Origin of the sequence: Pseudomonas halotolerans, from assembly GCF_039581215.1 — a bacterium.
GTDB classification, from domain to species: Bacteria; Pseudomonadota; Gammaproteobacteria; order Pseudomonadales; family Pseudomonadaceae; genus Aquipseudomonas; species Aquipseudomonas tehranensis.
Map to the genome: position 1 here is coordinate 253811 of NZ_JBCNTJ010000002.1, position 25345 is coordinate 279155.

Genomic DNA, 25345 nt, shown 5'->3' on the forward strand with positions numbered 1-25345 from the left:
TCCTGGTCAAAAGGCCGGATATCCTACCGAGGAAGGCGCGTGTTGTTTAGAACATTGTTTGCCGGCGTGTCCAGGGTCAATTGAGCGGCAGCGAGACCTTGACCTCCAGGCCGCCACCGCGCCGATTCCTGAGGGTCAGCGTCCCGCCATGCTCCAGCACCGTCGCCCGCGCCGCCGACAGCCCTAGCCCGACACCGCCGGTGTTTCTGTTGCGCGAGCCTTCGATGCGAAAGAACGGCGCGAAGACTTGCTCGTGGAACTGCGGGGCGATACCTGGCCCACGGTCGTGGACGCGAATCTCGACGCGGTCTATGAACGCCTTGAGCTGAACACCCGGCTCGCTGCCATATTTGCTCGCGTTGTCGATCAGGTTGACCAGCGCGCGCTTGATCCCGATGGGCCGGCCCACGTAAACGAACCGATGAGCGCCCTCGAATGAAACCTCGGTGCCGGCATCCTTGAAGTCGTCGACGACGGTGTGCAGCAGTTCGGCCAGGTCGAACGCGGTGGCGTGTTCGAGCCGAGCTTCGTCGCGGAAGAATTCCAGCGCGCAATTGACCATCGCCTGCATTTCATCCACGTCCCTGAACAGTCTCGACTGCTGCTCGGCATCCTCAATGAATTCCCCGCGCAGGCGCATCCGGGTCAAAGGGGCGCGCAGGTCGTGGGAGATGGCGGCGAGCATTTGTGTGCGGTCCTGGACGAAGTGCTGGAGCTGGGCCTGCATGGCATTGAACGCGAGTATCGCCTGACGGATTTCGTGAGGGCCGACCACCGGGATGGGCGGCGCCTTGAAGTCCACGCCAAAGCGCCTGGCGCCCTCGGCGAAGCGTTCCAGCGGGGTCGCCAGGTGCCGCGTGGCAATCAGGCCGACGATGAACGTCGATAAAAGTATCAGCCCGATAATGATCAGGTTGCGCATCCATTCCTTCATGCCCCAACTGCGAGAGGGGACGGAAAACTCCACCCAGGAATGGTCGGCCAGTTGGATGAGGACCGCGTAGCGTCTGTCTGGCGCATCGGCCGGCCAATCGCCGGGTTCGTAGGCCTCTACCCTGGCCTCGGGCCGGCCCAGTTGCTTGCGCAGGAACGCCGAGCCCTCACTGAACTGCGGGTCGTCGATCACCGGCAATCGCGCGTCTTCCCGGCGGGGTAACCAGTGCGCGGCGAACCCCTGGTCGCTGGCCGCCCTGGCGATATCGGACCGTTGTCCGGGCGCCACCGAGTCGATGATGCGCGTGATGGCGGCGGCCTTATCCATCAGGCCGGTTTCCATCAGGGGAGGGCGTGCCCAGGTCCCAGCCAGCAGGCCGAACAGCTCGTTCAGGGCCAGTAACGTCAGCATGGCGAGCATGGTGGTCAGGGCAATCCAGCGGGCTACCGTATCGCGTGGTCGATGGAACGCTGAGTGCCGGGGCTTCATCGCTTCACCACATGGGGGCTGAAGAGGTAGCCGCTGTTGCGAATGGTGCGGATCATCGAGGGGCCAGTGATATCGCTCTCCAGCTTGCGGCGCAACCGGCTGACCTGGACGTCGATGCTGCGATCGAACGCGTCGTAGGTTTCACCGCGGGCCAGGTCCAGCAGTTGCTGGCGAGTGAGAACCCGGCGCGGGTGTTCGGCAAAGACCAGCAGCAACTCAAACTCGCCGGTGGACAGCGGGATCATGACTTTGTCCGGTGAGCGCAACTCGCGGCGGGTGACGTCCAGTTGCCAGTTTTCGAACTCCAGAATCAGCCGCGAGGTGCTGTTCAACGTGCCCTTGGCTTCGCCGGTGCGCCTGAGCACAGCGCGCACCCTGGCCAGCAACTCGCGCGCATCGAACGGCTTGGTCAGGTAATCATCGGCCCCCAGCTCAAGACCGACGACCCGATCACTCAGCTCACCCATGGCCGTGAGCATGATGATGCCAACTGTATGCTCGGCCCGCAGTCGCTGGCAGAGCACCAGTCCACTGTCCCCTGGCAACATGACATCGAGGATGATCAGGTCCGGCAACCGACGCGCCACCGCCTGCCACAGCGCGGCACCGTCGGCGGCCACTTCGACGCTATAGCCATGTTGTTCGAGGAATTTGCGCAAGAGGGCGAGGACTTCGAGGTCGTCGTCCACCAGTAATAGATGGCTCACAGTGGGCACGCTGGGCAATGAATACAGAAGGGGATACTAGGGTCAATCCGGGGCCTGCGTCATATATTTCAACTCGGTAACAAAGTTGCCGACGGGCAATGTTGTGGAAATCTTCAGGCAAAGAATCAGGGGCAGGATCGCCCCATGTCAGTCAGTTAAAAACAGCCCTCTCAACAAGGATAGGTGCATGGCTGTGTTCCCCCTAACTGACCGGTATCGCCCCCATTCCTCGCCGAGATAGCCTTGTATGCCGATCACCAAGCCCGCTCCGCTGTTTGTCCGTTGCACTGTTGTCGTAGGACTCGTGGCATTCGCCAGCGGCTGCACCAGCACGCCTGCTGCAACCCCTGGCAGTTGTGAACCTGCGAGCTACACCGTTCATGATCCGGCAGAACCCGTCAACCGGGGCATCTTCGCCTTCAACCGGACCGTCGATGACTATGCGCTGGCCCCCGTTGCCCGCGGCTATCGCAAGCTGCCAGAGGTCATGCAGACGGGCGTCCATAACTTCGTGGCGAACTTCGGTGAGCCCAAGGTCTTCATCAACGATCTGCTGCAAGGCAACGCCCAACGCTCGGTCAACACCCTGGGACGCTTCGTCATCAACACCACGGCCGGCATCGTCGGGCTGATCGATGTGTCCGGTAAGCTCGGCATCGAGCGCCACAAGGCCGATTTCGGCCAGACATTCGGCGTCTGGAACCTCGCCCCCGGACCGATCCTCGAACTGCCGCTGCTGGGAACGTCCAGTTTGAGGGACGCCACCGGCAGACTGCTGAGTTCTGCGGTCGATCCGTTCGGCAGCAACAGCGACACGGTCGATACGCTAGGTACGATCGACACCGTAGGCGGCATCGTCGATGGTCGTGCCGAGGCGCTCCCGCTGACCGACAAATTGCGCACTCAACCGGATTACTACGTGGCGCTTCGTGACGCGGCCGCGCAACGGCGCGCCGATTTTGTCGCCCAGGGCAAGTTGGGCGCGGTGGCGGGGGACGACGCCCGTTGCCAAGAGGGAGAGACCGCTGATGAATAACCCAGTACTGGTTCTGCACCGGCGAGTGAAAACCCTCGACCGAGGTATCCTGCATTGCCGGGAGATCGAACTGCATTTGACGGAGGATGGCCGACATCTACTGCTCAGCCGCTACCTGGAGTTGTACAGCCAGGACCAGGCCGGCGCGTGCGACATCCAGAATTACCGGGTGCCGCTGGCGAGCATGATTCGCTGGATGGTCAGTCATGGGGAGCGGGTCAATCCACTGGTCCGCTAGCCTTGTGCCGACGTAGGGACTGCTAGACTTTATCGTCCAGTTATCTCTCGGAGAGATCGGATGAACAACAAAAACACGATTTGTCTCTGGTACGACGGTGCTGCGCTGGAGGCTGCGCAGTTCTACGCCGCGACGTTCCCGGACAGTGCGGTGCAGGCCGTTCATCACGCCCCCGGTGACTACCCGATGGGCAAGCAGGGCGATGTGCTGACGGTCGAGTTCACCGTGATGGGCATTCCCTGCCTGGGGCTCAACGGAGGCCCGGCGTTCCAGCACAACGAAGCCTTTTCATTCCAGGTCGCAACCGATGACCAGGCCGAAACGGATCGCTTGTGGGACGCGATTATCGGCAATGGTGGCCAGGCCAGTGCCTGCGGCTGGTGCAAGGACAAGTGGGGCCTGTCCTGGCAGATCACCCCGCGCGTGTTGACCGCCGCGATAGCCAATCCCGATCAGGCAGCGGCCAAGCGCGCGTTTGAAGCCATGATGGAAATGACAAAGATCGACATCGCGGCCATCGAAGCCGCGTTAAAAGGTTAACCAGCGGTCACCGCCGATTCCCTGTGGGAGCGGGCTTGCTCGCGATAGCGGTGGGCCGGCTTGGATTGAAATTGAATGTGCCGCCGTCTTCGCGAGCAAGCCCGCTCCCACAGGAATTTGCAGTGGACCCGGTATCCGAGGCCACCCGGACCCCATGTGGGAGCGAGCTTGCTCGCGAAGACGGCGGCACATTCAACAGGGCTGCAACCTGACCCACCGCCAGTCAGCTCATCCCTCGGCGGTTTCAGGCAACCTGGCAATCACCTTGATCTCGAACTGAAAACCATACAACCACGTCACCCCCACCGCCGTGAGCGTCGGATGCGGTGCGCTGCCCCAGAACTCGGGCACCACTTTCCAGATCGTTTCGAATGTCGATTCTGGATCGACGATGAAGACCGTGACATCGACCACATCATCAAAAGTGCAATCGGCGGCAGCCAGAATCGCCTTCAGGTTGTTGAACGCCAGCCGAACCTGGTCCTCCAGTTCGGGTTCTGGCGAGCCGTCTTCGGTGCTGCCGACTTGCCCCGATACGAATAAAAAGCCATTGGAGCGAATCGCCGGCGAATAGCGATTACGCTCATACAGTGCCTGGCGTCCGGCTGGGAAAACCACATCACGCTGTGCCATAAGTGTCTCCGTCAAAGGGTTGGATTCAATCTTGAAACCACTCTAGGGGCTTGTGCCCGGACGATAAACGAGCAACCTTGGCGATCACTGTTTGTAGAATCCAAACAATCTGACGGACACATGGGGCAGCAATGGATCGTTTCGACGCGATGCAGGCATTCGTTCGAGTGGTGGAGGCGGGCAGCTTCACCAAGGCGGCCGACACCCTGCACATGAGCAAAACCACCGTGACCCAACTGGTGCAGCAACTGGAGGCACGGTTGCGCGTCAAGTTGCTCAACCGCACCACGCGCAAGGTCAACGTCACCGCTGACGGCGCCGCTTATTACGAGCGGGTGATTCGCCTGCTGGCCGACATGGACGATGCCGAGACCAGCGTCTCCGGTGCCCAGGCGCTGCCCCGCGGGCGCCTGCGGGTGGACGTGCCGAGCCCGCTGGCTGCAATGATCCTGGTGCCGGCCTTGCCGACCTTCTATGAGCGATATCCGGACATTCAGATCGACATGGGCGTCAGTGATCGCATCGTCGACATGCTTGATGAAAACGTCGATTGCGTGGTGCGCGGCGGTGAGTTGCGGGATCAGTCGCTGGTCGCCCGACGGGTCGGCGATCTCGCCCTGGGCGTCTTCGCCGCCCCAAGCTACCTGGCACGCTTTGGCGTGCCCGCGCATCCTCGAGAACTGGAGGATTCGCACCATCGCACCGTGGGTTTTCTGTGGGCGCGCACCGGCAAATCCCTGCCCTACGCGATGCGCCGTGACGCTGAGCTGCTTCACGTCAAAGGGCGCTACGCGCTGGCCATTGACGACGGCAACGCCTACCTCGCGGCGGGTTTGGCGGGGTTGGGCGTGCTCTGGCTGCCCGAGTACATGTCCCGACCCCACCAGGCGCGAGGTGATTTGGTGGCGCTGTTCGAAGACTGGCACCTCGAGCCGATGCCGCTTTACCTGGCCTATCCGCCGAACCGGCACATCAGCGCCAAGTTGCGGGTGTTCATCGATTGGGTCGTGGCGTTGATGGCGCAGCATGCGCCGGTTATTGCTCGATCCGGGTTGTGAAGCCCGACCGCATGACTGCAGAGGAGACACACCATGGACCCATTCACCGGCGGTTGCCTGTGCGGCAACGTTCGCATCCAAGCCTCGGGGCGCCCATACCGGGTCGGCCTTTGCCACTGCCTCGACTGCCGCAAGCATCACGGGGCGCTCTTCTACGCCTCTGCGGTGTTCCCCCAGGATGCCGTGACCATCGAGGGTGAAACCCGAGACTACGCCGGGCGCTTCTTCTGCCCGCGCTGCGGCTCGTCGGTGTTCGCCCGTACCGGCGACGAGATTGAAGTGAACCTGGGAACGCTGGATGCCCCGGATCAACTGATGCCCACCTACGAAAGCTGGACCGTGCGCCGTGAATCCTGGTTGCCGGCGTTTCCGTTCACCAGGCACTACCTGCATGATCGTGAGGGCACGGGGCGCCTCGAGGAGTAGGCGCGCTAGCGGGTCTTAGTCGAAGCCCACAATCGCCTTGATCTCCAGGTACTCCTCGAACCCATGGAGACCATACTCACGGCCATTGCCGGAGCGCTTGTAGCCACCGAACGGCGCCATCGGATTCCACGCCGGATAGTTCAACAGCACTTGCCCTGCGCGGATGCGCGACGCAACGCTGCGCGCCTGTTCAAGGTCCTGACCCTGAACATGCGCGCCCAGCCCATAGACGGTGTCGTTGGCGATGGCGACCGCTTCATCCACCGTGTCATAGGGAATGATGCACAGCACCGGGCCGAAGATTTCTTCCTGGGCGATGCGCATCGCGCTGTCCACCTCGGAGAACACCGTCGGGCGTGTGTAGAAGCCTTTTTCAAAGCCTTGCACGCGGCCTGGCCCACCACACAGCAGTTTTGCGCCTTCGTTCAAGCCCACTTCGATCATGGCCTGCACGCGCTTGAACTGGGCTTGATTGGCGATGGGACCGAGGATGGTCTCTTCCGATTGCGGATCACCGACGATGATTGCATTGGCGGTGGCGGCCGCCAGGGCTTCGACCTGGGCCAATCGGTTCCTTGGCACGATCATTCGGGTCGGTGCGCTGCACGACTGGCCGACATTGCGAAACGCCGACATCACCCCCGGTGGTACGGCTTTGTCGAAGTCGGCGTCTGGCAGCAGCACGTTCGGTGACTTGCCGCCCAACTCCTGGGTCACGCGTTTCACCGTCGGGGCGGCCGCCTGGGCCACCAGCGCGCCTGCACGGTTCGAGCCGGTGATGGAGATCATGTCGATATCGGGATGCGCCGCCATCGCCGCACCGACCTCGGCACCGCTGCCGTTCACCAGGTTGAAGACCCCGGGAGGCAGGCCAGCGTCATGCACCAGTTGCGCGAAGAGCAGGGCGCTCAGGGGCGACAGTTCGCTGGGTTTGAGAACGACCGTGCAACCTGCCGCAATGGCCGGAGCGACTTTTGCGGTGATCTGATACAGCGGCCAGTTCCACGGCGTAATGAGCCCGCAGACGCCGATGGGTTCCCGGGTAATGGCTGTGCCACCTTCGACCTTCTGGAAACAATAGTTGGACAGCACATCACGGGCCACTCGCACATGTTCGGCCGCCAGTGGCACTTGCATTGCCCGGGCAAAACCGATGGCCGCGCCCATTTCCAGAGAGAGCGCCTGGGCCAGCGCCTCCTTTCGTTCAAGAATCAGTTCATGGATTCTGCCGATCACCAGTGCGCGCGAGGCTGGCGACGTCGAGGACCAGCCGGGAAAGGCCGCACGCGCCGCCGCGACCGCCCGATCAACATCCTCGCACGACCCTTGGCCAACGTGGGCGACCACCTCTTCGGTGGCCGGGTTGATCACCGGCAACGTGGCCGCGTGTGCCGGGGACGACCAGCCACCATTGATATAAAGCTGTCGGGTTGTGTGCGGGTCGAGGGTGTAGCTGTTCGAAGATCGGGTTGTCATCCAACGGGCTCCCATAGAGCGTTTATGGCATGGCCTGCAGCAGATCGTTATGCCGTGTCTGCTCAATAAACTAACAAAGCGGCCCTGATGACATGTGCCGTTCTCGACCTTGGCAAAGGAGAATCTGCTGTATCTGGCGCGCTAACTTGGCAAAAACGTAGCGGTACCCATTGCCGGTTGCCCATTGCCCGTTGCCGACACGCGAGCCAGCGCTTCGACTTCAATCAGGTAGCCATGATGCAGCGCCGGGACGGGCACCACGGCGCGTGCGGGGCGGTGCTCGCCCAGATAGCGGGCATAGATGCGGTCGAAGGCCGGCCAGTGTTCGATGCCGGCGACATAGACCGTCACCTTCACCAGATCCCTTGGTCCCCGGCCAGCGGCATCGAGAATCGCCAGCAGGTTTTCCAGGGCGATGGCGGCCTGGACCTCGAAGGGCTGGTCGGCGCTGTGGCTGCCATCGGTGCGCACCGGCAGTTGCCCGGACACGTACAGGATGCCCTGGTACGACAGCGCCTGGGCGTAATGCCCACCCGGCGCTGCGGCGTGAGTGGTATGGATAAAGCCGATCTCACCAGCCATGCAGACGACTCCAGTTGTGCACTTGGCCCGTGGCTTCACAGGCGAGGTAATGAGGAAACTGTGCGCCAGTGGCACAAGCATGGTTGGGCAGGATGCGCAGGCGGCTGCCGATGGGAAACCGCGCGGTGATATCCACGTGCTCGGTGTTCGTCAGGGTGATGATGCCGTGCTCCTGATTGGCGCTGGTGAGCAGCGCGCCGTCGATCCAGTCGCCGGTTTCGCTACACACCTGTCCATAGCCGAAGTCCCGTGACTGGCGCTGCGTACCCCGGTCACGACTCATGGCCATCCAGCCGGCATCGGTGATGATCCAGCCTTTTTCCTGTTGATGACCGATGACGGTGGTCAGCACGCTCAGCGCCAGTTCGCCTGCCTGGCAGACGCCGACGTTGTGCATCACCAGGTCGAAGAATACATAGACGCCTGCGCGAACTTCGGTGACGCCTTCCAGGTTCTGTGCCGACAGCGCCGTGGGCGTGGAGCCGATGCTCACCTCAGGGCAGGCCAGCCCGGCTTCGCGAATGCGTTGGGCCGCGCGGACGCAGAGGTTGCGCTCCTGTTCGGCCAAGGCTTGCAGCGCGTCGGGCGTATCGAGTTCGTAGCTGGAGCCGGCGTGGGTCATCACGCCGCAAAGCTGCATGCCGCCTTCATCCAGTAGCCGGGCGATGCCCACAAGTGAATCGTCCTCGACCCGCACGCCGGATCGATGGCCGTCGCAATCGATCTCGATCCAGACCTCGAACCGCTCATCGTGTTGCTGGCCGAAATCGACGATGGCCTGGGCCGCCGTCAGGCTGTCCGTGAGGATGCTCAAGCGACAGCCTTGGCGCCTGAGCGTCAGGGCCTGGGCCAGTTTGCCGGGCGCCACGGCCACGGCGTAGAAAATGTCCTGGATGCCGGCCGCGAAACAATGTTGCGCCTCCTTCAAGGTCGACACAGTGACGCCGCTGGCGCCCGCGGCGATCTGCGCCTGGATCACGGGCAGGCATTTACTGGTCTTGATGTGGGGCCGTAAACGCACACCCAAGGTGTCCATGCGTTGCTGCATGCGCTGGATGTTGCGCTGCATGCGCGGTATATCGATGAGCGCGATAGGGGTATCAAGGAGGGGAATTGAGGCGGTCATGAGCAGCACTCGGTGGATAGGGACAGGGCGACTCTACTCAGCCTTCGTGAAGTCGTGGTTCAATGCTGCGTCATCAATCATTAAGTTGAACTGAATGATCAGCATCGAAGACCTGCGCATGGCCGTAACGCTGGCGCGCTCCGAGTCGTTGAGCGCAGCGGCCAGGGCCCTCAATGTCTCGCCACCTGCGTTGTCCATGCGCTTGCGCAAACTGGAGACATTGCTCGGCCTGACCCTGGCCAACCGCGATGCCCGGCGCTTGAGCCTCACCGCCGATGGCGAGCGCTTCTCCCGCCAGAGTGCGCTGTTGCTGGAGCAACTGGAGGCGCTTCCCGAGTCGTTCAAACAGCCGGACAATCAACTGGCCGGTACCCTCAGGCTGGCGGCGCCGTTCGGCTATGGACGGCAACGCATCGCGCCGTTGCTGGCGCGTTTTGCCAGGTTGCACCCACAGTTGTGCCTGCACCTGGATCTACGGGAAACGCCCTGGCCCGATCGTCACGACAGTGATGCGGTGATTCACATCGGCAACCTCAGTGACAGCCAGTGGGTTGCCCGGCCCCTGAGCCACAATGCTCGCTGGTTATGCGCCAGCCCCGCCTACCTGGAGCGGCACGGCACGCCGTCTTCACCGGAGCAACTGGCCGAGCACCGCTGTATTTGCATTCGCGAAAACGATGAGGACGTCACGCTGTGGCATCTGCGCAATGAGCAGGAACGCAAGACCCTGCGCATCGAGCCAGCCTTGCTGAGCAACGACGGCAGTGTGGCCCGACGCTGGGCCGAAGAGGGGTTGGGCCTGGTGTTGCGCTCGCAATGGGATGTCAGCAGAGCCATCGCCGATGGCAACCTGGTCCGGGTGCTCGCCGATTGGCAATTCGACAGCGCACCGATCAACCTGCTGGTGCCGTCGCGCAAAGTTCGCAGCGCACGGGTGCAGGCGTTGGTGAGTTTTCTTGAGGCTGAGTTGAAAGCCTGAACAATAAGGTTACTTACAGACCAGCCGCCATCGCGAGCAGGCTCGCTCCCACAGGGGAACTGGGGTGGTCGGTGATTTCCGGGCCAGCATAAATCCTTGTGGGAGCGAGCCTGCTCGCGATGGCGGCGGCCCCTTTCAAGATAAAGGCTGGAACGGCCCGCCGCAGGCGTAGATTCTGCCGCAAAGCGGCCTTCACCGCGTCGCCAGACGCACCATAACTGTCCGCAAACCCACAGAAATACGGGTACAACGCCCGCCTCTGGAGCATCCCGCAAAGTCTGCTGAGCGAACCCTGCAAAACGGTGGTTTGTACCAAGCGGCCGGTATTTTTAACCGTTTATCCACGGTCTCATGGTGTTGTAATAAAAACGTGATGCAGCGTTGTACCGATGCTTCACGAACGGCATCAATGTTTGCCTCGTCATGCCTTCAACAACAACTCAGGACCGCACTCATGAGCTTTCTTCGACCCAAGTACATCACCTTCGACTGCTACGGCACGTTGACCAACTTCCAGATGGGCACCATGACTCGCGAACTGTTCGCTGATCGTGTCGATGCCGGGCAGATGGACCAGTTCGTCAAGGATTTCTCCGCTTATCGTCTGGATCAGGTGATGGGCGAGTGGCGGCCCTATGATGAAATCATCAAGACGTCCCTGATGCGGGTCTGCAAGCGCTGGGGGGTCGAATATCGGGGCGAAGGCCAGCTCTATTACGACGCCGTGCCAACCTGGGGCCCTCACGCCGATGTACCGGCGGGTCTGTCGAAAATCGCCGACAAGATTCCCCTGGTGATTTTCTCCAACGCGATGGACGAACAGATCATGTCCAACGTCGACAAGCTCGGCGCACCTTTTCATAAAGTCTTCACTGCCCAGCAGGCCCAGGCCTACAAGCCGCGGCTGGCCGCTTTCGAATTCATGCTCGATAACCTTGGCTGCGGGCCGGAGGATGTGTTGCATGTCTCGTCCAGCTTCCGCTACGACCTGATGTCGGCCCACGACATGAAGATCAAGAACAAGGCCTTCGTGGCTCGCGGTCATGAGCAACCGGCGAACGCTGTGTATGGCTACCACCAAATCCCGGACATCGGCGGTTTGGCCGGTCTGGTCGGGCTCTGAGTTGAGCGCACTCTTCAAGGTGAAAGGGGTTAGACATGGGCAGTGAGTCTTACTGGCTCGATACCGCACCGGCCTTCACGGGTGCCCAGCTCGGCGGATTGCCCGGGCGGGTCGACGTGGCCATTGTCGGGGGCGGTTTCACCGGCCTGGCGGCGGCCCGGGCCCTGGCCTTGAAGGGGGCCAGCGTGGCGGTGCTGGAAGCGGGCAGGGTGATTGGCGAAGCGTCGGGGCGCAATGGCGGTCAATGCAACACCGGCGTTGCCCAGGACTACGCGTCACTTAGCGCCAGCCTCGGCGCCGATAAAGCGCGGGCTTACTACCAGGCCTATGAAAATGCCGTACAGAGTGTGGTTTCGCTGGTGGAGCAGGAAGCAATTGCCTGCGACCTCACTCGCCACGGCAAGCTCAAACTGGCCGCCAAGGCGTTGCACTACGAGGGATTGGCGCGCACCTGTGAGTTGATCCGCAAGGAAGTCGACGCCGACGTCGAGTTGCTGTCTGCCCAAGAGACTCGGGCGGAGGTCAATTCGGCCCAGTTCCACGGTGGCCTGCTGCAGCGCAACGGCGTGCAGATGCATGTCGGGCGCTTCGGTGTCGGCCTGGCCGAGGCGGCCGCGCGTCACGGGGCGCTGGTGTTCCAGGGCGTAGCGGTGAAGGACTGGAAGGCCAGCGCCGGTGGCTATCAGGTCAACACCAGCAAAGGCGCGCTGCAGGCCTCGCAGATCCTGCTGGCTACCGGCACGTGTCAGCAAGGTGGATTGGGCTGGTACCGGCGGCGAATCGTACCGGTGGGCAGCTTCGTTATCGCCACCGAGGTGCTACCCCAGGAGCTGATTGACAGCTTGCTGCCGGCACGCCGCTCCTACGTCACCAGCCGCATGATCGGTAACTACTTTCGCCTGACGCCGGACAACCGGCTGTTGTTTGGCGGTCGGGCGCGGTTTGCCATGTCCGACAGCGTTTCCGACGCCAAGAGCGGCAAGGTGCTGCAAGCGGCGATGGTGCAGATGTTCCCGCAGTTGGCCCACGTCCGGATCGACTATTGCTGGGGCGGGCTGGTGGACATGACGTCCGATCGTTTACCCCGCGCCGGCCAGCATGGAGGGGTGTATCACTCCATGGGCTACAGCGGTCACGGCGTGCAGATGTCGGTGCACATGGGGCAGGTCATGGCCCAGGTCATGGCCGGCCAGGTCGAGGCCAACCCTTGGCGCGAACTCGATTGGCCGGCCATTCCCGGGCATTTCGGCAAGCCCTGGTTCCTGCCGCTGGTAGGCGCGTATTACCGCCTGCAGGACTACCTGCACTGAGTTTCATGGCGTTGTTTGGCGTTTCAACCACGTTGCGTTAATCGTGCGCAATCGAGCCCTATCATTTTCCGAAAGGTAGAACTGACATGACTGACAACAAAAATGGCATTGAAGACCAGTTGATCACCGGTACAGAAAGCCTGCGTGTTTTCGAAGGGCTCAATCGCGGCATGTCACGCCGCAATGCATTGCAGATGCTGGGGTTGGCAGGTGTGGCCGCAGCGGGTGCCGGCAGCCTGTTCGGTGCCGCTGGCAAGTTGTTTGCCGAAGAGGCGGCCAGCCCTGGCAAAGGCAAACCGGGCGGACGTATCCGCGTCGCCGGTATCTCCAGTTCCACCGCCGACACCCTGGACCCGGCCAAAGGCTCATCGTCCACGGACTACGTGCGTCACTACATGTTCTACAACGGGCTGACGCGTTTCGACAGTCACATGGTGCCGCAACTCGAACTGGCCGAGCGTATCGACACCACTGACGCGACACTCTGGGTGATCACCCTGCGCAAGGAAGTGACTTTCCATAACGGCAAGGGGCTGACCGCCGCCGACGTGGTGTTCTCCCTGTTGCGGCACAAGGACCCGCTCACCGGCTCCAAAGTTCTGCCGCTGGCAGAGCAGTTTGCCGAGGTCAAGGCCAATGGCAGCCATGAAGTACAAATACGCCTGAGCGGCCCGAACGCCGAACTGCCATCGATCCTGGCGATTTCCCATCTGCTGATCGTGCCCGAGGGCACCAGCGACTTTAGCCAGGGCATCGGCACCGGTCCGTTCAAGGTCAAGGAGTTCAAACCAGGGGTGCGTTCCATTGGCGCGCGCAACACCAATTACTGGAAACCGGGTTTGCCGTATCTGGACGAAATCGAGTTCATCGGCATCGGCGACGAGCCGTCACGGGTCAACGCGCTGTTGTCTGGCGACGTGCAGATCATCAACGAGGTCAACCCGCGCTCGACGACTCGGATCAAGAACAGCAGCACCCATCGGGTCGTGGATTCGCCGTCGGGCAACTACACCGACCTGATCATTCGTCAGGACCAGATGCCCGGCCAAAGCCCTGAGTTCACCCAGGCCATGAAATTGCTGTTGGACCGCGAGCAGGTCAAGTCGGCGATTTTTCGCGGCTTCGCCAGGGTCGGCAACGATCATCCGATCGCGCCGGGCGCACGTTTTTACAACGCCGATCTGCCGCAACGCACCTACGACCCGGAAAAAGCACGTTTTCTGCTGAAGAAGGCGGGTATGGAAAATATCACCATGCCAGTGATGTGTTCGCCGGCCGCCACCGGTTCGGTGGACGTCGCCGTGCTGCTGCAGCAATCGGCCAAGGAGGCCGGGCTCAAGCTCAACGTCAACCGCTTGCCCAGCGATGGCTACTGGTCCAATCACTGGGCCAAGCACCCGCTGAGCTTTGGCAACATCAACCCGCGGCCCAATGCCGACATGTTGTTTTCGCAGTTCTTCCAGTCCACCGCACCGTGGAACGAGTCGGCCTGGAAGAACCCGCAGTTCGACCAGCTGTTGGTCCAGGCTCGGGGCGAAACCGACGAGACCAAGCGCGGCAAGATGTACGCCGACATGCAGACCCTGGTGCATGACCACTGCGGTATCGGCATCCCGGTGTTCATCAGCAACATCGATGGCGTCGACCAGCGCGTTAAAGGCTACGGCACCAACCCGCTGGGCGGATTCATGGGCTACATGTTCTCCGAGCAAGTCTGGCTGGACGCTTGATGAGCGCCGGGTATCGGCTGGGTGGCATGGCACGAGGGTAGGGCGATGAATAGCAACACACTATGGTTGATTGGCCGGCGCGTGGGCGCCGCGATCGTGACCTTGTTAATCGTCTCGATGGTGGTGTTCGCCATCACGGCGGTGTTGCCGGGAGACGCGGCGCAACAGTCCCTTGGACAGTTCGCCACGCCGGAGCAAGTGGCAGCGCTGCGGATAAAAATGGGTCTGGATCAACCCGGTGTGCTGCGCTACCTGCACTGGTTGACGAGTTTGCTCAGCGGCGACATGGGTGTGTCGGTCTCCAATGCCGTGTCGGTCAGCGAGCTGATGGCCGGACGCGTGCCCAGCACCTTGATGCTGGCGGCCGCCACGGCGCTGGTGTCGGTGCCGGTGGCACTGATCCTGGGCATTGGTTCGGCGATGGGGCGTGGTGGTCGCGTCGACAGCTTCATCAGCTTTTTTACCTTGATGATGGTGGCGGTACCGGAGTTTCTCGTCGCCACCCTGGCAGTGTTGATTTTCGCGGTGAACCTGGGCTGGCTCTCGGCGTTGTCCTATTCCAGCGAGATCACCTCGCCGTGGCAATTCATGCGCACCTACGCCTTGCCGGTCATGACCCTGTGTTGCGTGATCATCGCGCAAATGGCGCGCATGACCCGGGCGGCGGTGATCGATCAACTCGACAGCCCCTACGTGGAGATGGCCCGTCTCAAAGGTGTGAGCCCGGTGCGGGTGGTCCTGCGTCATGCGTTGCCCAACGCCATCGGGCCTATCGCCAATGCCATCGCCTTGAGTCTGTCCTACCTGTTGGGCGGGGTGGTGATCGTCGAGACAATTTTCAACTATCCCGGCATTGCCAGCCTGATGGTCGATGCCGTGACCAACCGTGATATGGCGTTGGTCCAGGCCTGCACCATGTTGTTTTGTACCGCGTACCTGACGTTGGTGTTGATTGCTGACCTGTGCGCGATCCTTTCCAACCCGAGGCTGAGAAATCAATGAACAATCTCATTGGGAAACCCCCGACCGCGGCGGTCGCTCTGGCGTTGGGCAAAGACGCTCATGCCACGTCCTGGCTTGGACTGGTGGGCGCCGCGATGTGTGTCTTCTGGTTGCTGGTGGCGATCTTCGGTCCGTGGCTGGCACCGCACCCGGTGGGGGAAGTGGTCTCTGACAATGTTTTCGACAGCCTCAGCATCGCTTATCCGTTAGGCACCGATTACCTGGGTCGCGACATGCTCAGTCGGGTTCTGGTGGGCGCACAGTTCACCGTGGGCCTGGCGCTGGTGGCTGCGGTCCTGGCCAGTGGGCTGGGGACCAGTTGCGCACTGCTGTCGGTGGTATCACCCAAGTGGCTGGATGAGCTGATCAGTCGCCTGATGGACGCTTTCATTTCGATCCCGAGCAAGATGCTGGCGTTGATCATGGTCTCGGCATTTGGCTCGTCGGTGACTTTGCTGGTGTGTACGGCGGTGCTGAGCTACTCGCCGGGCGCGTTCCGGATCGCCCGCAGCATGGCGGTGAACATCGAGGCGCTGGAGTACGTGCAAGTGGCCCGCACCCGTGGCGAACGACGACTGTACATCGCCTGCGTGGAGATCCTGCCCAACATGCTCAACCCGGTGCTGGCGGACCTGGGCTTGCGTTTCGGCTTCATTGTGCTGCTGCTCAGCGGCATGAGTTTCCTGGGCCTGGGTGTGCAACCGCCGGATGCCGACCTGGGCTCGCTAGTGCGCGAAAACATCGGCGGCCTCAATCAGGGAGCGCCGGCCATTGTGATTCCGGCCCTGGCCATCGGCACTCTGACCATTGGCGTCAATCTGTTCATCGACCGCCTGTCTTCGCGACGCAGCCGACGTACGGGAGGGCATTGAAATGAGTGAATTGATTCGAGTCGAGGACCTGCGCGTGGTCGCGTGTGGCGAACGCGGTGAGGTGGAGATCGTCAAGGGCGTGAGTTTCTCCCTGGAGAAAGGTGAAGTGCTGGCGCTGATCGGCGAATCCGGTTCCGGCAAGACCACCATCGCCCTGGCGCTGCTCGGTTATGCCCGGCGTGGTTGTCGCCTGGCAGGCGGCGTGGTGCAGATTGGCGAACATGACATGCTGGCGTTGCGCGAAAGCGAGCTGCAAGGTCTGCGCGGCAATCGTGTGTCGTATATCGCCCAAAGCGCCGCCGCGGCGTTCAACCCGGCGAAAAAACTCATCGACCAGGTGGTGGAAGGGGCATTGATTCATGGGCTGGGCAGCCGCTCGGTGCTGGAAGCCAAAGCCATCGAACTGTTCCGTGACCTGGCGTTGCCCGATCCCGAGCGCATCGGCCAGCGCTATCCCCATCAAGTCTCCGGCGGCCAACTGCAACGGGTGATGGCAGCCATGGCGCTGATCAGCGATCCGCTGCTGGTGGTGCTCGATGAGCCAACCACGGCCCTTGACGTGACCACCCAGATCGACGTGCTGCGCGCCTTCAAGCGTGTTGTGCGCGAGCGGGGCGCGACGGCGGTTTATGTGTCTCACGACCTGGCGGTCGTCGCGCAGATGGCCGATCAGATCGTGGTGCTTAATGGCGGGCAGATCTTCGAGCAGAGCGCCACCGCGCCGCTGCTCAAAGGTCCGGCTCACGCCTACACCCGCAGCCTGCTGGCGGCGGCGCGGCCGGATACGACGATCCGTCCGCCCTGCGGTGTGGCCGGCGATGCGCCGCTGCTGACCATTGAGGGTTTGACCGCCGGCTACGGCAACAAGAATCAACAGGGCATGCCGTCGATCCGGGTGCTGGAAGACATCGACCTGACCGTGCGCCGGGGCCAGGCCATCGGCGTGATCGGCGAATCGGGTTCGGGCAAATCTACCCTGGCCCGGGTGGTGGCGGGGCTGTTGAGCCCGGCACTGGGCGGGCTGACGTTTGATGGTCAACCCTTGGGTGGCAGCCTGTCCGAGCGCACTGACGAGCAATTCCGGCGCATCCAGATGGTCTTCCAGAACGCCGACACTGCACTCAACCCCATGCACAGCGTTGGCAACATTCTGAGCCGGCCATTGAAAATGTATTTCGGCCTCAAGGGCGCGGCGCTACGTGAACGTATCGGTGAGTTGCTGGACCTGGTGCGTTTGCCACGGGAGCTGGCCGAACGCCGCCCGAGCGAACTCTCCGGCGGGCAAAAACAGCGAGTCAACCTGGCCCGGGCGTTGGCGGCCAAGCCGGACCTGATCCTCTGCGATGAGGTGACCTCGGCGCTGGACACTGTTGTCGGCGCGGCAATCCTCGAGCTGCTGCGCGACCTACGCCAGCAATTGGGGGTTTCCTATCTGTTCATCAGCCACGACATCTCCACGGTGCGGGCGCTGTGCGACGACATTGTGGTGATGTACAGCGGCTACAAGGTGCAAGAGGGCACCCGGCAATCGTTTGCCCAGCCACCCTTCCATCCCTACACCGACCTGCTGATCCATTCGGTTCCCGAGTTGCGTCAGGGCTGGCTGGAAAGCTGCGGCACCACCACCTGCGGCACGCTCCCGCCCTTGGGCGCCCAGGCCCCTGTAGCGGGGCTGTGCACCTTCCTCAATCGTTGCCCGGTGCGGGTCGATGGCCTGTGCAACCACACCGCGCCACCCCGGCGAATCATCGACGGTGGCAGTGAAGTGCTCTGCCATCACGACAGCGCCGAACTGCTCAAGAACCAACAGGATGCCAACAGCATGACCATGGGAGCCTACGCATGAACGCGCGTTTCGTGAGGTTGGCCGAGCAGGGCCGGCCCATCGTCCATTTGAAAGTCGATGGCGAACCTATCGAAGCCTTGCAGGGGGACACCCTGATGGTCGCGTTGCTGACCCGGGGCCCGGTGTTGCGCCAGTCGGAATTCGATCCGGGCAGCCGGGCCGGTTTCTGCCTGATGGGTGCCTGCCAGGATTGCTGGGTCTGGACCCGCAGCGGCGAACGTCTGCGCGCCTGTTCCAGCGAAGTGCGCGAAGGGCTGGACATCATCACCAAGCAACCGGAGGCAATATGGCCACTGCGCGGCTGAGCAATCATCGAGTCGTCATTGTCGGCGCCGGACCGGCCGGCATCCGTTGCGCCCAGACCTTGGTCGCGGCGGGCTTCAAGCCGGTCCTGATCGACGAAAACCGTCGCGACGGCGGACAGATCTACCGACGCCAACCTGAAGGTTTCACCCGTAACTACGCCACGCTCTACGGCACCGAGGCGGACAAAGCGCGGGATTTGCACGAAAGTTTCGACCGTTTGCGCCCACAGATTGACTATCGCCCGGACACCCTGGTGTGGAACCTCATGCCCGGGCAACTGTGCTGCGTCAGCCAGGGCCTGCACTCGACGGTGGATTACGACGCATTGATCCTTTGCACCGGCGCCACCGACCGCTTGATGCCGATCGAGGGCTGGCAGTTGGGCGGCACGTACAGCCTTGGCGGGGCGCAGATTGCCTTGAAGGCCCAGGCAGTGTCCATCGGCCATCGCGTGGTGTTCATGGGCAGCGGACCGCTGCTGTATCTGGTCGCCAGCCAATACCTCAAGGCCGGTGCCAACGTGGCAGCGGTGCTGGACACCGCGCCGCTGGGGCTGCGCATCAAAGCTTTGCCCAAGCTTATGGCGCGGCCCGGATTGCTGTTCACGGGCATGAAACTGTTGGCTCAGTTGTATCGAGCGAAAATCCCTGTGCACCTGGGTATCTCTCCATTGCAAGTGCTGGGTGAGGCGGTCGGCGGCGTCAGTGGTGTGCGGGTACGCACGGCGGCCGGTGAAACCTTGACGGTGGATTGCGACGCGGTGGCGCTGGGTTATCACTTGCGCCCGGAAACTCAATTGGCTGATCTGGCGGGCTGTGCTCTGCGTTTTGACGAGGCATCAGGCCAATGGTGGCTGGACACGGACGAAGAGGGCCGGACCTCGGTCAGCGGCGTTTATGCCGCCGGAGATGGGGCGAAGATCCGTGGCGCTGATGCCGCCGAACACGCCGGGCGCCTGGTCGCCTTGGCGTTGTTGAGCGATTTGCAGCAACCGGTGGACGCCACGCAGGTTACCGCGCAGCGTCAGGCGCTCAAGGTCATGGATCAATTTCGCCTCGGTCTGGCCCAGGCGTTTCCCTGGCCCGCCGTCCAAGCCGAGGCCTTGCCCGACGAGGCGATCGTCTGCCGCTGCGAGATGATCAGCGCCGGCGAGTTGCGCCGTACGGTCAGTGAAAAGGGCGCCTGTGAAGTCAACCGGGCCAAAGCTTTCAGCCGGGTCGGCATGGGCCGCTGCCAAGGGCGTTATTGCTCTCAGGCCGGGGCCGAAGTCATTGCCGCAGCCGCCGGTGTCCACGTCCAGGAAGTGGGGCGGCAGCGCGGCCAGGCGCCGGTCAAACCCCTTTCGATGCTCACCCGGGAGGTGACGCCATGACGCTCAATAAAGCTGATGTGGTCATCGTCGGCGGTGGTTTGATGGGCTCGGCCGCAGCGTTTTTCCTGCGCCAGCGAGGCCAGTCGGTGATCCTGCTGGAGCGTGACCAGATCGGTCAGTACGCCAGTGGCGTGAACTTCGGCAACGTGCGGCGCCAGGGGCGATTTCTCGGCCAACTGGAGCTGGCAAACCGTTCCTGGGCGCTGTGGAAGCGCCTGCCGGAACTGATCGACGACGACCTGGAGTTCATCGCCAGCGGGCACATGCGCGTGTGTTATCGCGAGGATGAAATCGCCGAACTTGAGGCTTACGCGGCGGCGCCCGAAGCTCAACAGTTGGACTTGAAGATCTACCGAGGTAGCGAACTGCATGCGCGCTTCCCGTTCCTGGGCAAGGACGTCAAAGGCGGCTCCTACGCCCCTCATGATGGTCACGCCAACCCGCGTCTGGCGGCCCCGGCGTTTGCCAGGGCGGCGCGGCGACTCGGCGCACGCATCGAGGAGCGGACTGAAGTGGCCGAAGTGCAGAAGGTCAATGGTGATTTCAGTGTCACAACCACCGATGGCCGTCAGTTCAGCGCCGCTCAGTTGCTGATTACCGCAGGTGCCTGGGGCCAGAAACTCTCGGCGCAATTCGGTGAGCCGGTGCCGCTGGAGACTAACGGCCCACAGATGGCTGTCACCGAACCGGTGCCTTATGCCTTACCGACGGTGATCGGCGTGTACACCAAAATCCCCGAGGAAGTGATCTACTTCCGGCAGATCCCGAGGGGCAACATCGTCATCGGTGGCGGCTATCGCAGTAAACCGGACATGCTCAATCGCCGGGCTTATGTCGAGCCGCGCAGCACTCTCAATCAGCTCGACCAGATGCGTCGCTTGCTGCCGGGCGTGGGTAATCTGAACATCATTCGCGTGTGGAGCGGCATCGAAGGTTATCTGCCCGACTCCCTGCCGGTGATGGGCCCCAGCGGCAACGTGGACGGCTTGTACTATGCGTTCGGTTTCTGCGGCCACGGCTTTCAGCTCGGGCCTGGGGTTGGCGACGTCATGGCCGAGCTGATCAGCACCGGCAGTACCAGCACCTCGATCGAACCGTTCTCCATTCGCCGGTTCGCCGCCACGGCCGAGCAACGGAGCAAAGCCTCATGAAACCTCGCGTGCTAGCCATTTTTGAACGCCTGCTGGGGTTTGAAACGGTCTCTTCAGAGTCGAACATGGCCCTGATCGAGTACGTGCGCGAGCTACTGCTGAGCAAGGGCATCGAGTCGCTGATCGTCAAGGATGAAAGCGGCAAGAAGGCCAACCTCTTCGCCAGTACCGGCCCACAGGTGTTGCCGGGGATTCTGCTGTCCGGGCATACCGACGTGGTGCCGGCGGCGGGGCAGGCCTGGACCGTCCCGGCGTTCCAGGCGACGGTGCGCGACGGGCGGGTGTACGGTCGCGGCAGTTGTGACATGAAGGGGTTCATTGCCTTGGCCATCGACGCCATGCTCGACGCCGCCGACCACCCCTTGAACCGACCGCTGCAGCTGGCGCTCTCCCACGATGAGGAGATCGGCTGCGTGGGCGTACGCCGCTTGCTCGACGTGCTGCACCTGGCACCGGTAAGGCCGTTTTTGTGCGTGATCGGCGAGCCGACCAACATGCAGTTCGTGCTCGGGCACAAGGGCAAAGGCTCTTATCGCACTTACTGCCGAGGCCTGGAGGCGCACTCGTCCCTGGCGCCGCGTTCGGTCAATGCGATTCATGTGGCCTGCGATTTCATCGCCGCGTTGCGCCAGAGCCAGCAGCAGTTGCAAGAGCACGGCGCCCGGGACGCCGATTACGACGTGCCCTACAGCACCGTGCACGTCGGCCAGATTGTCGGTGGCAAGGCGCTGAACATTGTGCCGAACCTGTGCACCCTGGATTTCGAAGTGCGCAACCTGCCGGCCGATGACCCCGATCAGTTCCTGGAGCAACTGCGCGAGCAGGCTGAAGTGATCGTGCGCGAGGCGAAAAAACTCTCCAGCGTGGCGGACATCGAGATCGAAACCCTGAACGTCTATCCGGGCCTCGATACTCATCCGAGCGTTGAGGCGGTGCGCTTTCTGAAGAACTTCGCCGCAGCGGACACCGGCACCGCCAAGGTTTCCTTCGGCACCGAGGGGGGGCTGTTCAAGCAGCGCCTGGATGTGCCGGTGGTGGTCTGCGGCCCGGGCTCCATCGAGCAGGCGCACAAGCCCGACGAGTTCATTGAAATCAGCCAGATGCAAGCGGGACAGCGGTTTTTGGAAGGGTTGTTGGGATCCTTGAAAATCTAAGCCATACACAGAGCAAAATGTGGGAGTACTCCTGTGGGAGCAAAGCTTGCTCGCGATGAACGATGACATGGTCTTGATCAGTGTCAGATCCACCGCAATCGCGAGCAAGCTTTGCTCCCACAGGTTTCGGTGTTTAGCCTGGGGCTTCGGTAGAGCCTGCCGTCCCACCTCGAAACTTCAGCATCCAACACTGCCCAAACCCCGCTTTCAGCATCCTCATCCGCGGCATCTCCCTAGACTGGAAATACCTCGGAACAGGACGCGATCATGCTCAAGAATCAATTGAAAGACCCCAGCCTTTTAGCAGAACTCGCCTACGTCGACGGGCAGTGGGTCGGTGCCGATGACGCCGCCACGCTCGACGTCATCGACCCGGCCACGGGGGGCGTGCTCGCTCGGGTGCCGGCCATGCAGGGGGTGGAAACCCGGCGCGCCATCGACGCCGCCGAGCGCGCCTGGCCGGCCTGGCGTGCGCGCCCGGCGGCGGAACGCGCGGTGCTGCTGGAGCGTTGGTATCAGGCCATGATCGACAACCTGGACGATCTGGCGCTGATCATGACGTTTGAGCAGGGCAAGCCGCTGAACGAAGCCAAAGGCGAAATCCGCTACGGCGCCGGCTTCGCCAAATGGTTTGCCGAAGAAGCCCGCCGGGTCTATGGCGAAACCATCCCGGCGCCCAGCGGCGATCGGCGCCTGATCACCCTCAAGCAGCCAGTGGGCGTCTGCGCGGCGATCACCCCATGGAACTTTCCCAACGCGATGATCACCCGCAAGTGCGCCCCGGCGTTGGCGGCGGGTTGCCCGGTGATCGTGAAACCCTCGGACCTGACACCCTTGTCGGCCCTGGCCCTGGCGGTGCTGGCCGAGCGGGTCGGGATTCCGGCGGGGGTGTTCAACGTCGTGACGGGCCTGCCGGCGGGCATCGGCGAAGAACTGACCGGCAACCCTACGGTGCGCAAGATTTCCTTCACCGGGTCCACGGCGGTTGGTCGACTGCTGATGCGCCAGAGCGCCGAACACATCAAACGCCTGAGCCTGGAACTGGGTGGCAATGCGCCGTTCATTGTGTTTGACGACGCGGACCTGGAACAGGCCGTGGCCGGGATCATGCTCAGCAAGTTCCGTAATGCCGGCCAGACCTGCGTGTGTGCCAATCGCATACTGGTGCAGGACGGCATTTACGAGCGTTTCGCTGAACGTCTGGTGGAGGAGGTGGGCAAGCTCAAGGTCGGCAATGGTCTGGAGGCCGACGTCATGATCGGTCCCCTGATCAACAGGGCGGCGGTGAGCAAGGTGGCCCGGCATATCGATGATGCCTTGAGTCAAGGCGCGCGTTTGCTGTGTGGCGGCATCCCCGCCGGTGACAGCCAGTTCGTCCAGCCCACGGTTCTGGGGGAGGCCCACGCCGGCATGTTGCTGGCCAACGAAGAAACCTTTGGCCCGGTTGCGCCGCTGATGCGCTTTACTACCGAAGAAGAGGCCTTGGCCCTTGCCAACGCCACGCCATATGGCCTGGGCGCGTACTACTTCACCCAGGACCTGCGTCGTTCATGGCGGTTTGGCGAGGCGCTGGAGTTCGGCATGGTGGGCCTTAACACCGGGATCATTTCCATGGAGGTCGCGCCATTTGGTGGCATCAAGCAGTCGGGCCTGGGCCGTGAAGGCAGCAAATACGGCCTGGATGAATACCTTGAAGTCAAGGCCTTCCACATCGGTGGGCTGTGATGCGTCCATTGTTTGAACACCTACCAGGGAGCCACGATTGATGAGCAAACCATTTCGAATCGCTGCCATCGCCGGTGATGGCATCGGCAAGGAAGTCCTGCCTGAGGGGCTTCGTGTCCTGGAGCAGGCCGCGAAAAAGTGGCAGTTGTCGTTGAGCATCGAAGTGCTCGATTGGGCTCACTGTGACTACTACCTGGAGCACGGGCAAATGATGCCCGCCGACTGGTTCGAGCAGCTCAAGGGCTTCGATGCGATCTACTTCGGCGCTGTTGGCTGGCCGGACAAGGTGCCGGACCACATTTCCCTCTGGGGCTCGCTGCTCAAGTTCCGCCGCGACTTCGACCAGTACGTGAACATTCGCCCGGTGCGGCTGTTCCCGGGCGTGCCGTGCGCCTTGGCCGGGCGAGAAGCAGGGGATATCGATTTCGTGGTGATCCGTGAGAACACCGAAGGCGAATACTCCTCCGTGGGCGGCAAGATGTTTGAAGGGACCGAGCATGAGTTCGTGCTCCAAGAGTCGGTGTTCACCCGGCGCGGCGTCGATCGGATTCTCAAGTTCGCCTTCGATCTGGCCCAGACCCGACCGCGCAAGCGCCTGACGGCGGCGACCAAGTCCAACGGGATCTCCATCAGCATGCCGTATTGGGACGAGCGCACGGCGTTGATGGCCGAGCAGTACCCGGATGTGCAATGGGACAAACAGCACATCGACATTCTGTGTGCGCGTTTCGTTCTGCAGCCGGACCGTTTTGATGTGGTGGTGGCGTCAAACCTGTTCGGCGACATCCTCTCCGACCTCGGCCCGGCTTGCGCCGGCACCATCGGCATCGCGCCGTCGGCCAACCTCGATCCGCAGCGGCGCTTCCCGTCGTTGTTCGAACCGGTGCATGGCTCGGCGCCGGATATTTATGGACAGAACATCGCCAACCCGATTGCGATGATCTGGTCAGGGGCGTTGATGCTCGATTTCCTGGGCAATGGTGATGAACGTTATCGCGCCGCCCATGACGGGATTCTCAAGGCCATTGAACAAGTGATAGCCCAAGGGCCGATCACCCCCGACCTGGGCGGACAAGGCTCGACTCAGGACGTTGGCACAGCCATCGCCGCCGCGCTTTGACGCTTTACTAATCTGTGACACCTTTTTGCCCGCTCACACTGCGGGCTTTTTTTTTGGGGTTTGATCGCAAAATTCAAATTCACCGAACATCCCTTTGTGGGATGGTTGCAGGATGCACATCCACCGCCAATCCCCTGTGGGAGCGGGCTTGCTCGCGAAAGCGTGGTGTCAGTTTGCGGTGATGTTGAATGTGCCGCCGTCATCGCGAGCAAGCTCGCTCCCACATTTTTTCTGGGGTGGCTGCAGGATTGGCAATCACCGCAGATCCCTTGTGGGAGCGAGCTTGCTCGCGAAAGCGGGGTGTCAGTTTGGGTGATGTTGAATGTGCCGCCGTTATCGCGAGCAGGCTCGCTCCCACAGTTTTTTCGGGGTGGTTGCAGGATATGCACATTCACCGCAGACCCCCTGTG

General features: G+C 62.2%; 24 protein-coding genes. 18 read left to right on the top strand and 6 right to left on the bottom strand.

Features of this window, described 5'->3' with window-relative positions; genetic code table 11:
* Positions 1-76 precede the first annotated feature (76 nt).
* Both AAIS01_RS03590 and AAIS01_RS03595 read right to left on the bottom strand, forming a co-directional pair.
* Positions 77-1423 carry a sensor histidine kinase gene (locus tag AAIS01_RS03590; RefSeq protein ID WP_343467830.1) on the bottom strand — a complete coding sequence of 449 codons (1347 nt, stop codon included), beginning with the start codon at positions 1421-1423 and terminating at the stop codon, positions 77-79.
* Positions 1420-2130: a response regulator gene (locus AAIS01_RS03595; protein WP_343467831.1), complete on the bottom strand. Its 711-nt coding sequence runs from the start codon at positions 2128-2130 to the stop codon at positions 1420-1422. Before AAIS01_RS03595 ends, AAIS01_RS03590 begins: the two co-directional genes overlap by 4 nt.
* A gap of 247 nt (positions 2131-2377) precedes the next feature.
* Between AAIS01_RS03595 and AAIS01_RS03600 the strand changes: the two genes are divergently transcribed.
* From AAIS01_RS03600 to AAIS01_RS03610, 3 genes are read left to right on the top strand one after another with little or no spacing between them, the layout of a single operon-like run.
* A complete protein-coding gene (locus AAIS01_RS03600; protein WP_343467832.1) occupies positions 2378-3166 on the top strand; it encodes an MlaA family lipoprotein in 789 nt (262 codons plus the stop codon).
* Positions 3159-3404, top strand: a complete 246-nt coding sequence (locus AAIS01_RS03605) for a hypothetical protein (protein WP_343467833.1) — start codon at positions 3159-3161, stop codon at positions 3402-3404. Before AAIS01_RS03600 ends, AAIS01_RS03605 begins: the two co-directional genes overlap by 8 nt.
* A gap of 60 nt (positions 3405-3464) precedes the next feature.
* The gene (locus tag AAIS01_RS03610) at positions 3465-3944 is read left to right on the top strand and encodes a VOC family protein (protein WP_092399113.1); all 480 of its coding nucleotides are present in this window, start codon (positions 3465-3467) and stop codon (positions 3942-3944) included.
* A gap of 228 nt (positions 3945-4172) precedes the next feature.
* Here AAIS01_RS03610 and AAIS01_RS03615 read toward each other — a convergent pair whose 3' ends face one another.
* A complete protein-coding gene (locus tag AAIS01_RS03615) occupies positions 4173-4577 on the bottom strand; it encodes a RidA family protein (protein WP_343467834.1) in 405 nt (134 codons plus the stop codon).
* A gap of 131 nt (positions 4578-4708) precedes the next feature.
* Between AAIS01_RS03615 and AAIS01_RS03620 the strand changes: the two genes are divergently transcribed.
* The gene (locus tag AAIS01_RS03620) at positions 4709-5635 is read left to right on the top strand and encodes a LysR family transcriptional regulator (RefSeq protein ID WP_343467835.1); all 927 of its coding nucleotides are present in this window, start codon (positions 4709-4711) and stop codon (positions 5633-5635) included.
* Between the two features lie 33 nt (positions 5636-5668).
* Complete coding sequence (locus AAIS01_RS03625; protein WP_343467836.1) at positions 5669-6061, top strand: GFA family protein; 393 nt, start codon at positions 5669-5671, stop codon at positions 6059-6061.
* A gap of 15 nt (positions 6062-6076) precedes the next feature.
* On the opposite strand, the gene AAIS01_RS03630 is transcribed toward AAIS01_RS03625, so the two are convergent.
* The 3 genes from AAIS01_RS03630 to AAIS01_RS03640 all read right to left on the bottom strand — a co-directional run bounded on the left by AAIS01_RS03630 (position 6077) and on the right by AAIS01_RS03640 (position 9245).
* Positions 6077-7537 carry an aldehyde dehydrogenase family protein gene (locus AAIS01_RS03630; RefSeq protein ID WP_343467837.1) on the bottom strand — a complete coding sequence of 487 codons (1461 nt, stop codon included), beginning with the start codon at positions 7535-7537 and terminating at the stop codon, positions 6077-6079.
* A 141-nt stretch (positions 7538-7678) separates the two neighbouring features.
* Positions 7679-8119: a RidA family protein gene (locus AAIS01_RS03635; protein WP_343467838.1), complete on the bottom strand. Its 441-nt coding sequence runs from the start codon at positions 8117-8119 to the stop codon at positions 7679-7681.
* Positions 8109-9245, bottom strand: coding sequence for a DSD1 family PLP-dependent enzyme (locus AAIS01_RS03640; RefSeq protein WP_343467839.1), 1137 nt, complete (start codon positions 9243-9245; stop codon positions 8109-8111). The genes AAIS01_RS03635 and AAIS01_RS03640 overlap by 11 nt, the downstream gene beginning before the upstream one ends.
* A gap of 94 nt (positions 9246-9339) precedes the next feature.
* Here AAIS01_RS03640 and AAIS01_RS03645 point away from each other — a divergent pair, with 94 nt between their 5' ends.
* From AAIS01_RS03645 to AAIS01_RS03705, 13 genes are all read left to right on the top strand, one after another.
* Entirely contained in the window at positions 9340-10224 is an 885-nt protein-coding gene (locus AAIS01_RS03645) for a LysR family transcriptional regulator (RefSeq protein WP_343467840.1), read from the top strand.
* Positions 10225-10678: 454 nt separating this feature from the next.
* Positions 10679-11347, top strand: coding sequence for a haloacid dehalogenase type II (locus AAIS01_RS03650; protein ID WP_076385419.1), 669 nt, complete (start codon positions 10679-10681; stop codon positions 11345-11347).
* A gap of 35 nt (positions 11348-11382) precedes the next feature.
* A complete protein-coding gene (locus tag AAIS01_RS03655; RefSeq protein ID WP_343467841.1) occupies positions 11383-12657 on the top strand; it encodes an NAD(P)/FAD-dependent oxidoreductase in 1275 nt (424 codons plus the stop codon).
* Between the two features lie 86 nt (positions 12658-12743).
* Positions 12744-14387, top strand: a complete 1644-nt coding sequence (locus tag AAIS01_RS03660) for an ABC transporter substrate-binding protein (RefSeq protein ID WP_343467842.1) — start codon at positions 12744-12746, stop codon at positions 14385-14387.
* 45 nt (positions 14388-14432) lie between these two features.
* Positions 14433-15389 carry an ABC transporter permease gene (locus tag AAIS01_RS03665; RefSeq protein WP_214912715.1) on the top strand — a complete coding sequence of 319 codons (957 nt, stop codon included), beginning with the start codon at positions 14433-14435 and terminating at the stop codon, positions 15387-15389.
* Positions 15386-16261 carry an ABC transporter permease gene (locus tag AAIS01_RS03670; RefSeq protein WP_343467843.1) on the top strand — a complete coding sequence of 292 codons (876 nt, stop codon included), beginning with the start codon at positions 15386-15388 and terminating at the stop codon, positions 16259-16261. The genes AAIS01_RS03665 and AAIS01_RS03670 overlap by 4 nt, the downstream gene beginning before the upstream one ends.
* Before the next feature lies 1 nt (position 16262).
* The gene (locus tag AAIS01_RS03675) at positions 16263-18107 is read left to right on the top strand and encodes an ABC transporter ATP-binding protein (RefSeq protein ID WP_343467844.1); all 1845 of its coding nucleotides are present in this window, start codon (positions 16263-16265) and stop codon (positions 18105-18107) included.
* A complete protein-coding gene (locus AAIS01_RS03680; protein ID WP_343467845.1) occupies positions 18104-18412 on the top strand; it encodes a (2Fe-2S)-binding protein in 309 nt (102 codons plus the stop codon). The genes AAIS01_RS03675 and AAIS01_RS03680 overlap by 4 nt, the downstream gene beginning before the upstream one ends.
* A complete protein-coding gene (locus AAIS01_RS03685) occupies positions 18394-19785 on the top strand; it encodes an FAD/NAD(P)-dependent oxidoreductase (protein ID WP_343467846.1) in 1392 nt (463 codons plus the stop codon). Before AAIS01_RS03680 ends, AAIS01_RS03685 begins: the two co-directional genes overlap by 19 nt.
* The gene (locus AAIS01_RS03690; protein ID WP_214912711.1) at positions 19782-20936 is read left to right on the top strand and encodes an NAD(P)/FAD-dependent oxidoreductase; all 1155 of its coding nucleotides are present in this window, start codon (positions 19782-19784) and stop codon (positions 20934-20936) included. The genes AAIS01_RS03685 and AAIS01_RS03690 overlap by 4 nt, the downstream gene beginning before the upstream one ends.
* Entirely contained in the window at positions 20933-22090 is a 1158-nt protein-coding gene (argE, locus tag AAIS01_RS03695) for an acetylornithine deacetylase (RefSeq protein ID WP_343467847.1), read from the top strand. The genes AAIS01_RS03690 and argE overlap by 4 nt, the downstream gene beginning before the upstream one ends.
* A gap of 267 nt (positions 22091-22357) precedes the next feature.
* Positions 22358-23815 carry an NAD-dependent succinate-semialdehyde dehydrogenase gene (locus AAIS01_RS03700; protein ID WP_343467848.1) on the top strand — a complete coding sequence of 486 codons (1458 nt, stop codon included), beginning with the start codon at positions 22358-22360 and terminating at the stop codon, positions 23813-23815.
* Positions 23816-23855: 40 nt separating this feature from the next.
* Positions 23856-24935, top strand: coding sequence for a tartrate dehydrogenase (locus tag AAIS01_RS03705; RefSeq protein ID WP_343467849.1), 1080 nt, complete (start codon positions 23856-23858; stop codon positions 24933-24935).
* Positions 24936-25345: the final 410 nt, after the last annotated feature.

Coding starts and splice junctions, on each gene's coding strand:
- AAIS01_RS03590 (WP_343467830.1), bottom strand. CDS start 1,423: ATGAAGCCCCGGCACTCAGCGTTCCATCGACCACGCGATACGGTAGCC.
- AAIS01_RS03600 (WP_343467832.1), top strand. CDS start 2,378: ATGCCGATCACCAAGCCCGCTCCGCTGTTTGTCCGTTGCACTGTTGTC.
- AAIS01_RS03605 (WP_343467833.1), top strand. CDS start 3,159: ATGAATAACCCAGTACTGGTTCTGCACCGGCGAGTGAAAACCCTCGAC.
- AAIS01_RS03610 (WP_092399113.1), top strand. CDS start 3,465: ATGAACAACAAAAACACGATTTGTCTCTGGTACGACGGTGCTGCGCTG.
- AAIS01_RS03615 (WP_343467834.1), bottom strand. CDS start 4,577: ATGGCACAGCGTGATGTGGTTTTCCCAGCCGGACGCCAGGCACTGTAT.
- AAIS01_RS03620 (WP_343467835.1), top strand. CDS start 4,709: ATGGATCGTTTCGACGCGATGCAGGCATTCGTTCGAGTGGTGGAGGCG.
- AAIS01_RS03625 (WP_343467836.1), top strand. CDS start 5,669: ATGGACCCATTCACCGGCGGTTGCCTGTGCGGCAACGTTCGCATCCAA.
- AAIS01_RS03630 (WP_343467837.1), bottom strand. CDS start 7,537: ATGACAACCCGATCTTCGAACAGCTACACCCTCGACCCGCACACAACC.
- AAIS01_RS03635 (WP_343467838.1), bottom strand. CDS start 8,119: ATGGCTGGTGAGATCGGCTTTATCCATACCACTCACGCCGCAGCGCCG.
- AAIS01_RS03640 (WP_343467839.1), bottom strand. CDS start 9,245: ATGACCGCCTCAATTCCCCTCCTTGATACCCCTATCGCGCTCATCGAT.
- AAIS01_RS03645 (WP_343467840.1), top strand. CDS start 9,340: ATGATCAGCATCGAAGACCTGCGCATGGCCGTAACGCTGGCGCGCTCC.
- AAIS01_RS03650 (WP_076385419.1), top strand. CDS start 10,679: ATGAGCTTTCTTCGACCCAAGTACATCACCTTCGACTGCTACGGCACG.
- AAIS01_RS03655 (WP_343467841.1), top strand. CDS start 11,383: ATGGGCAGTGAGTCTTACTGGCTCGATACCGCACCGGCCTTCACGGGT.
- AAIS01_RS03660 (WP_343467842.1), top strand. CDS start 12,744: ATGACTGACAACAAAAATGGCATTGAAGACCAGTTGATCACCGGTACA.
- AAIS01_RS03665 (WP_214912715.1), top strand. CDS start 14,433: ATGAATAGCAACACACTATGGTTGATTGGCCGGCGCGTGGGCGCCGCG.
- AAIS01_RS03670 (WP_343467843.1), top strand. CDS start 15,386: ATGAACAATCTCATTGGGAAACCCCCGACCGCGGCGGTCGCTCTGGCG.
- AAIS01_RS03675 (WP_343467844.1), top strand. CDS start 16,263: ATGAGTGAATTGATTCGAGTCGAGGACCTGCGCGTGGTCGCGTGTGGC.
- AAIS01_RS03680 (WP_343467845.1), top strand. CDS start 18,104: ATGAACGCGCGTTTCGTGAGGTTGGCCGAGCAGGGCCGGCCCATCGTC.
- AAIS01_RS03685 (WP_343467846.1), top strand. CDS start 18,394: ATGGCCACTGCGCGGCTGAGCAATCATCGAGTCGTCATTGTCGGCGCC.
- AAIS01_RS03690 (WP_214912711.1), top strand. CDS start 19,782: ATGACGCTCAATAAAGCTGATGTGGTCATCGTCGGCGGTGGTTTGATG.
- argE (WP_343467847.1), top strand. CDS start 20,933: ATGAAACCTCGCGTGCTAGCCATTTTTGAACGCCTGCTGGGGTTTGAA.
- AAIS01_RS03700 (WP_343467848.1), top strand. CDS start 22,358: ATGCTCAAGAATCAATTGAAAGACCCCAGCCTTTTAGCAGAACTCGCC.
- AAIS01_RS03705 (WP_343467849.1), top strand. CDS start 23,856: ATGAGCAAACCATTTCGAATCGCTGCCATCGCCGGTGATGGCATCGGC.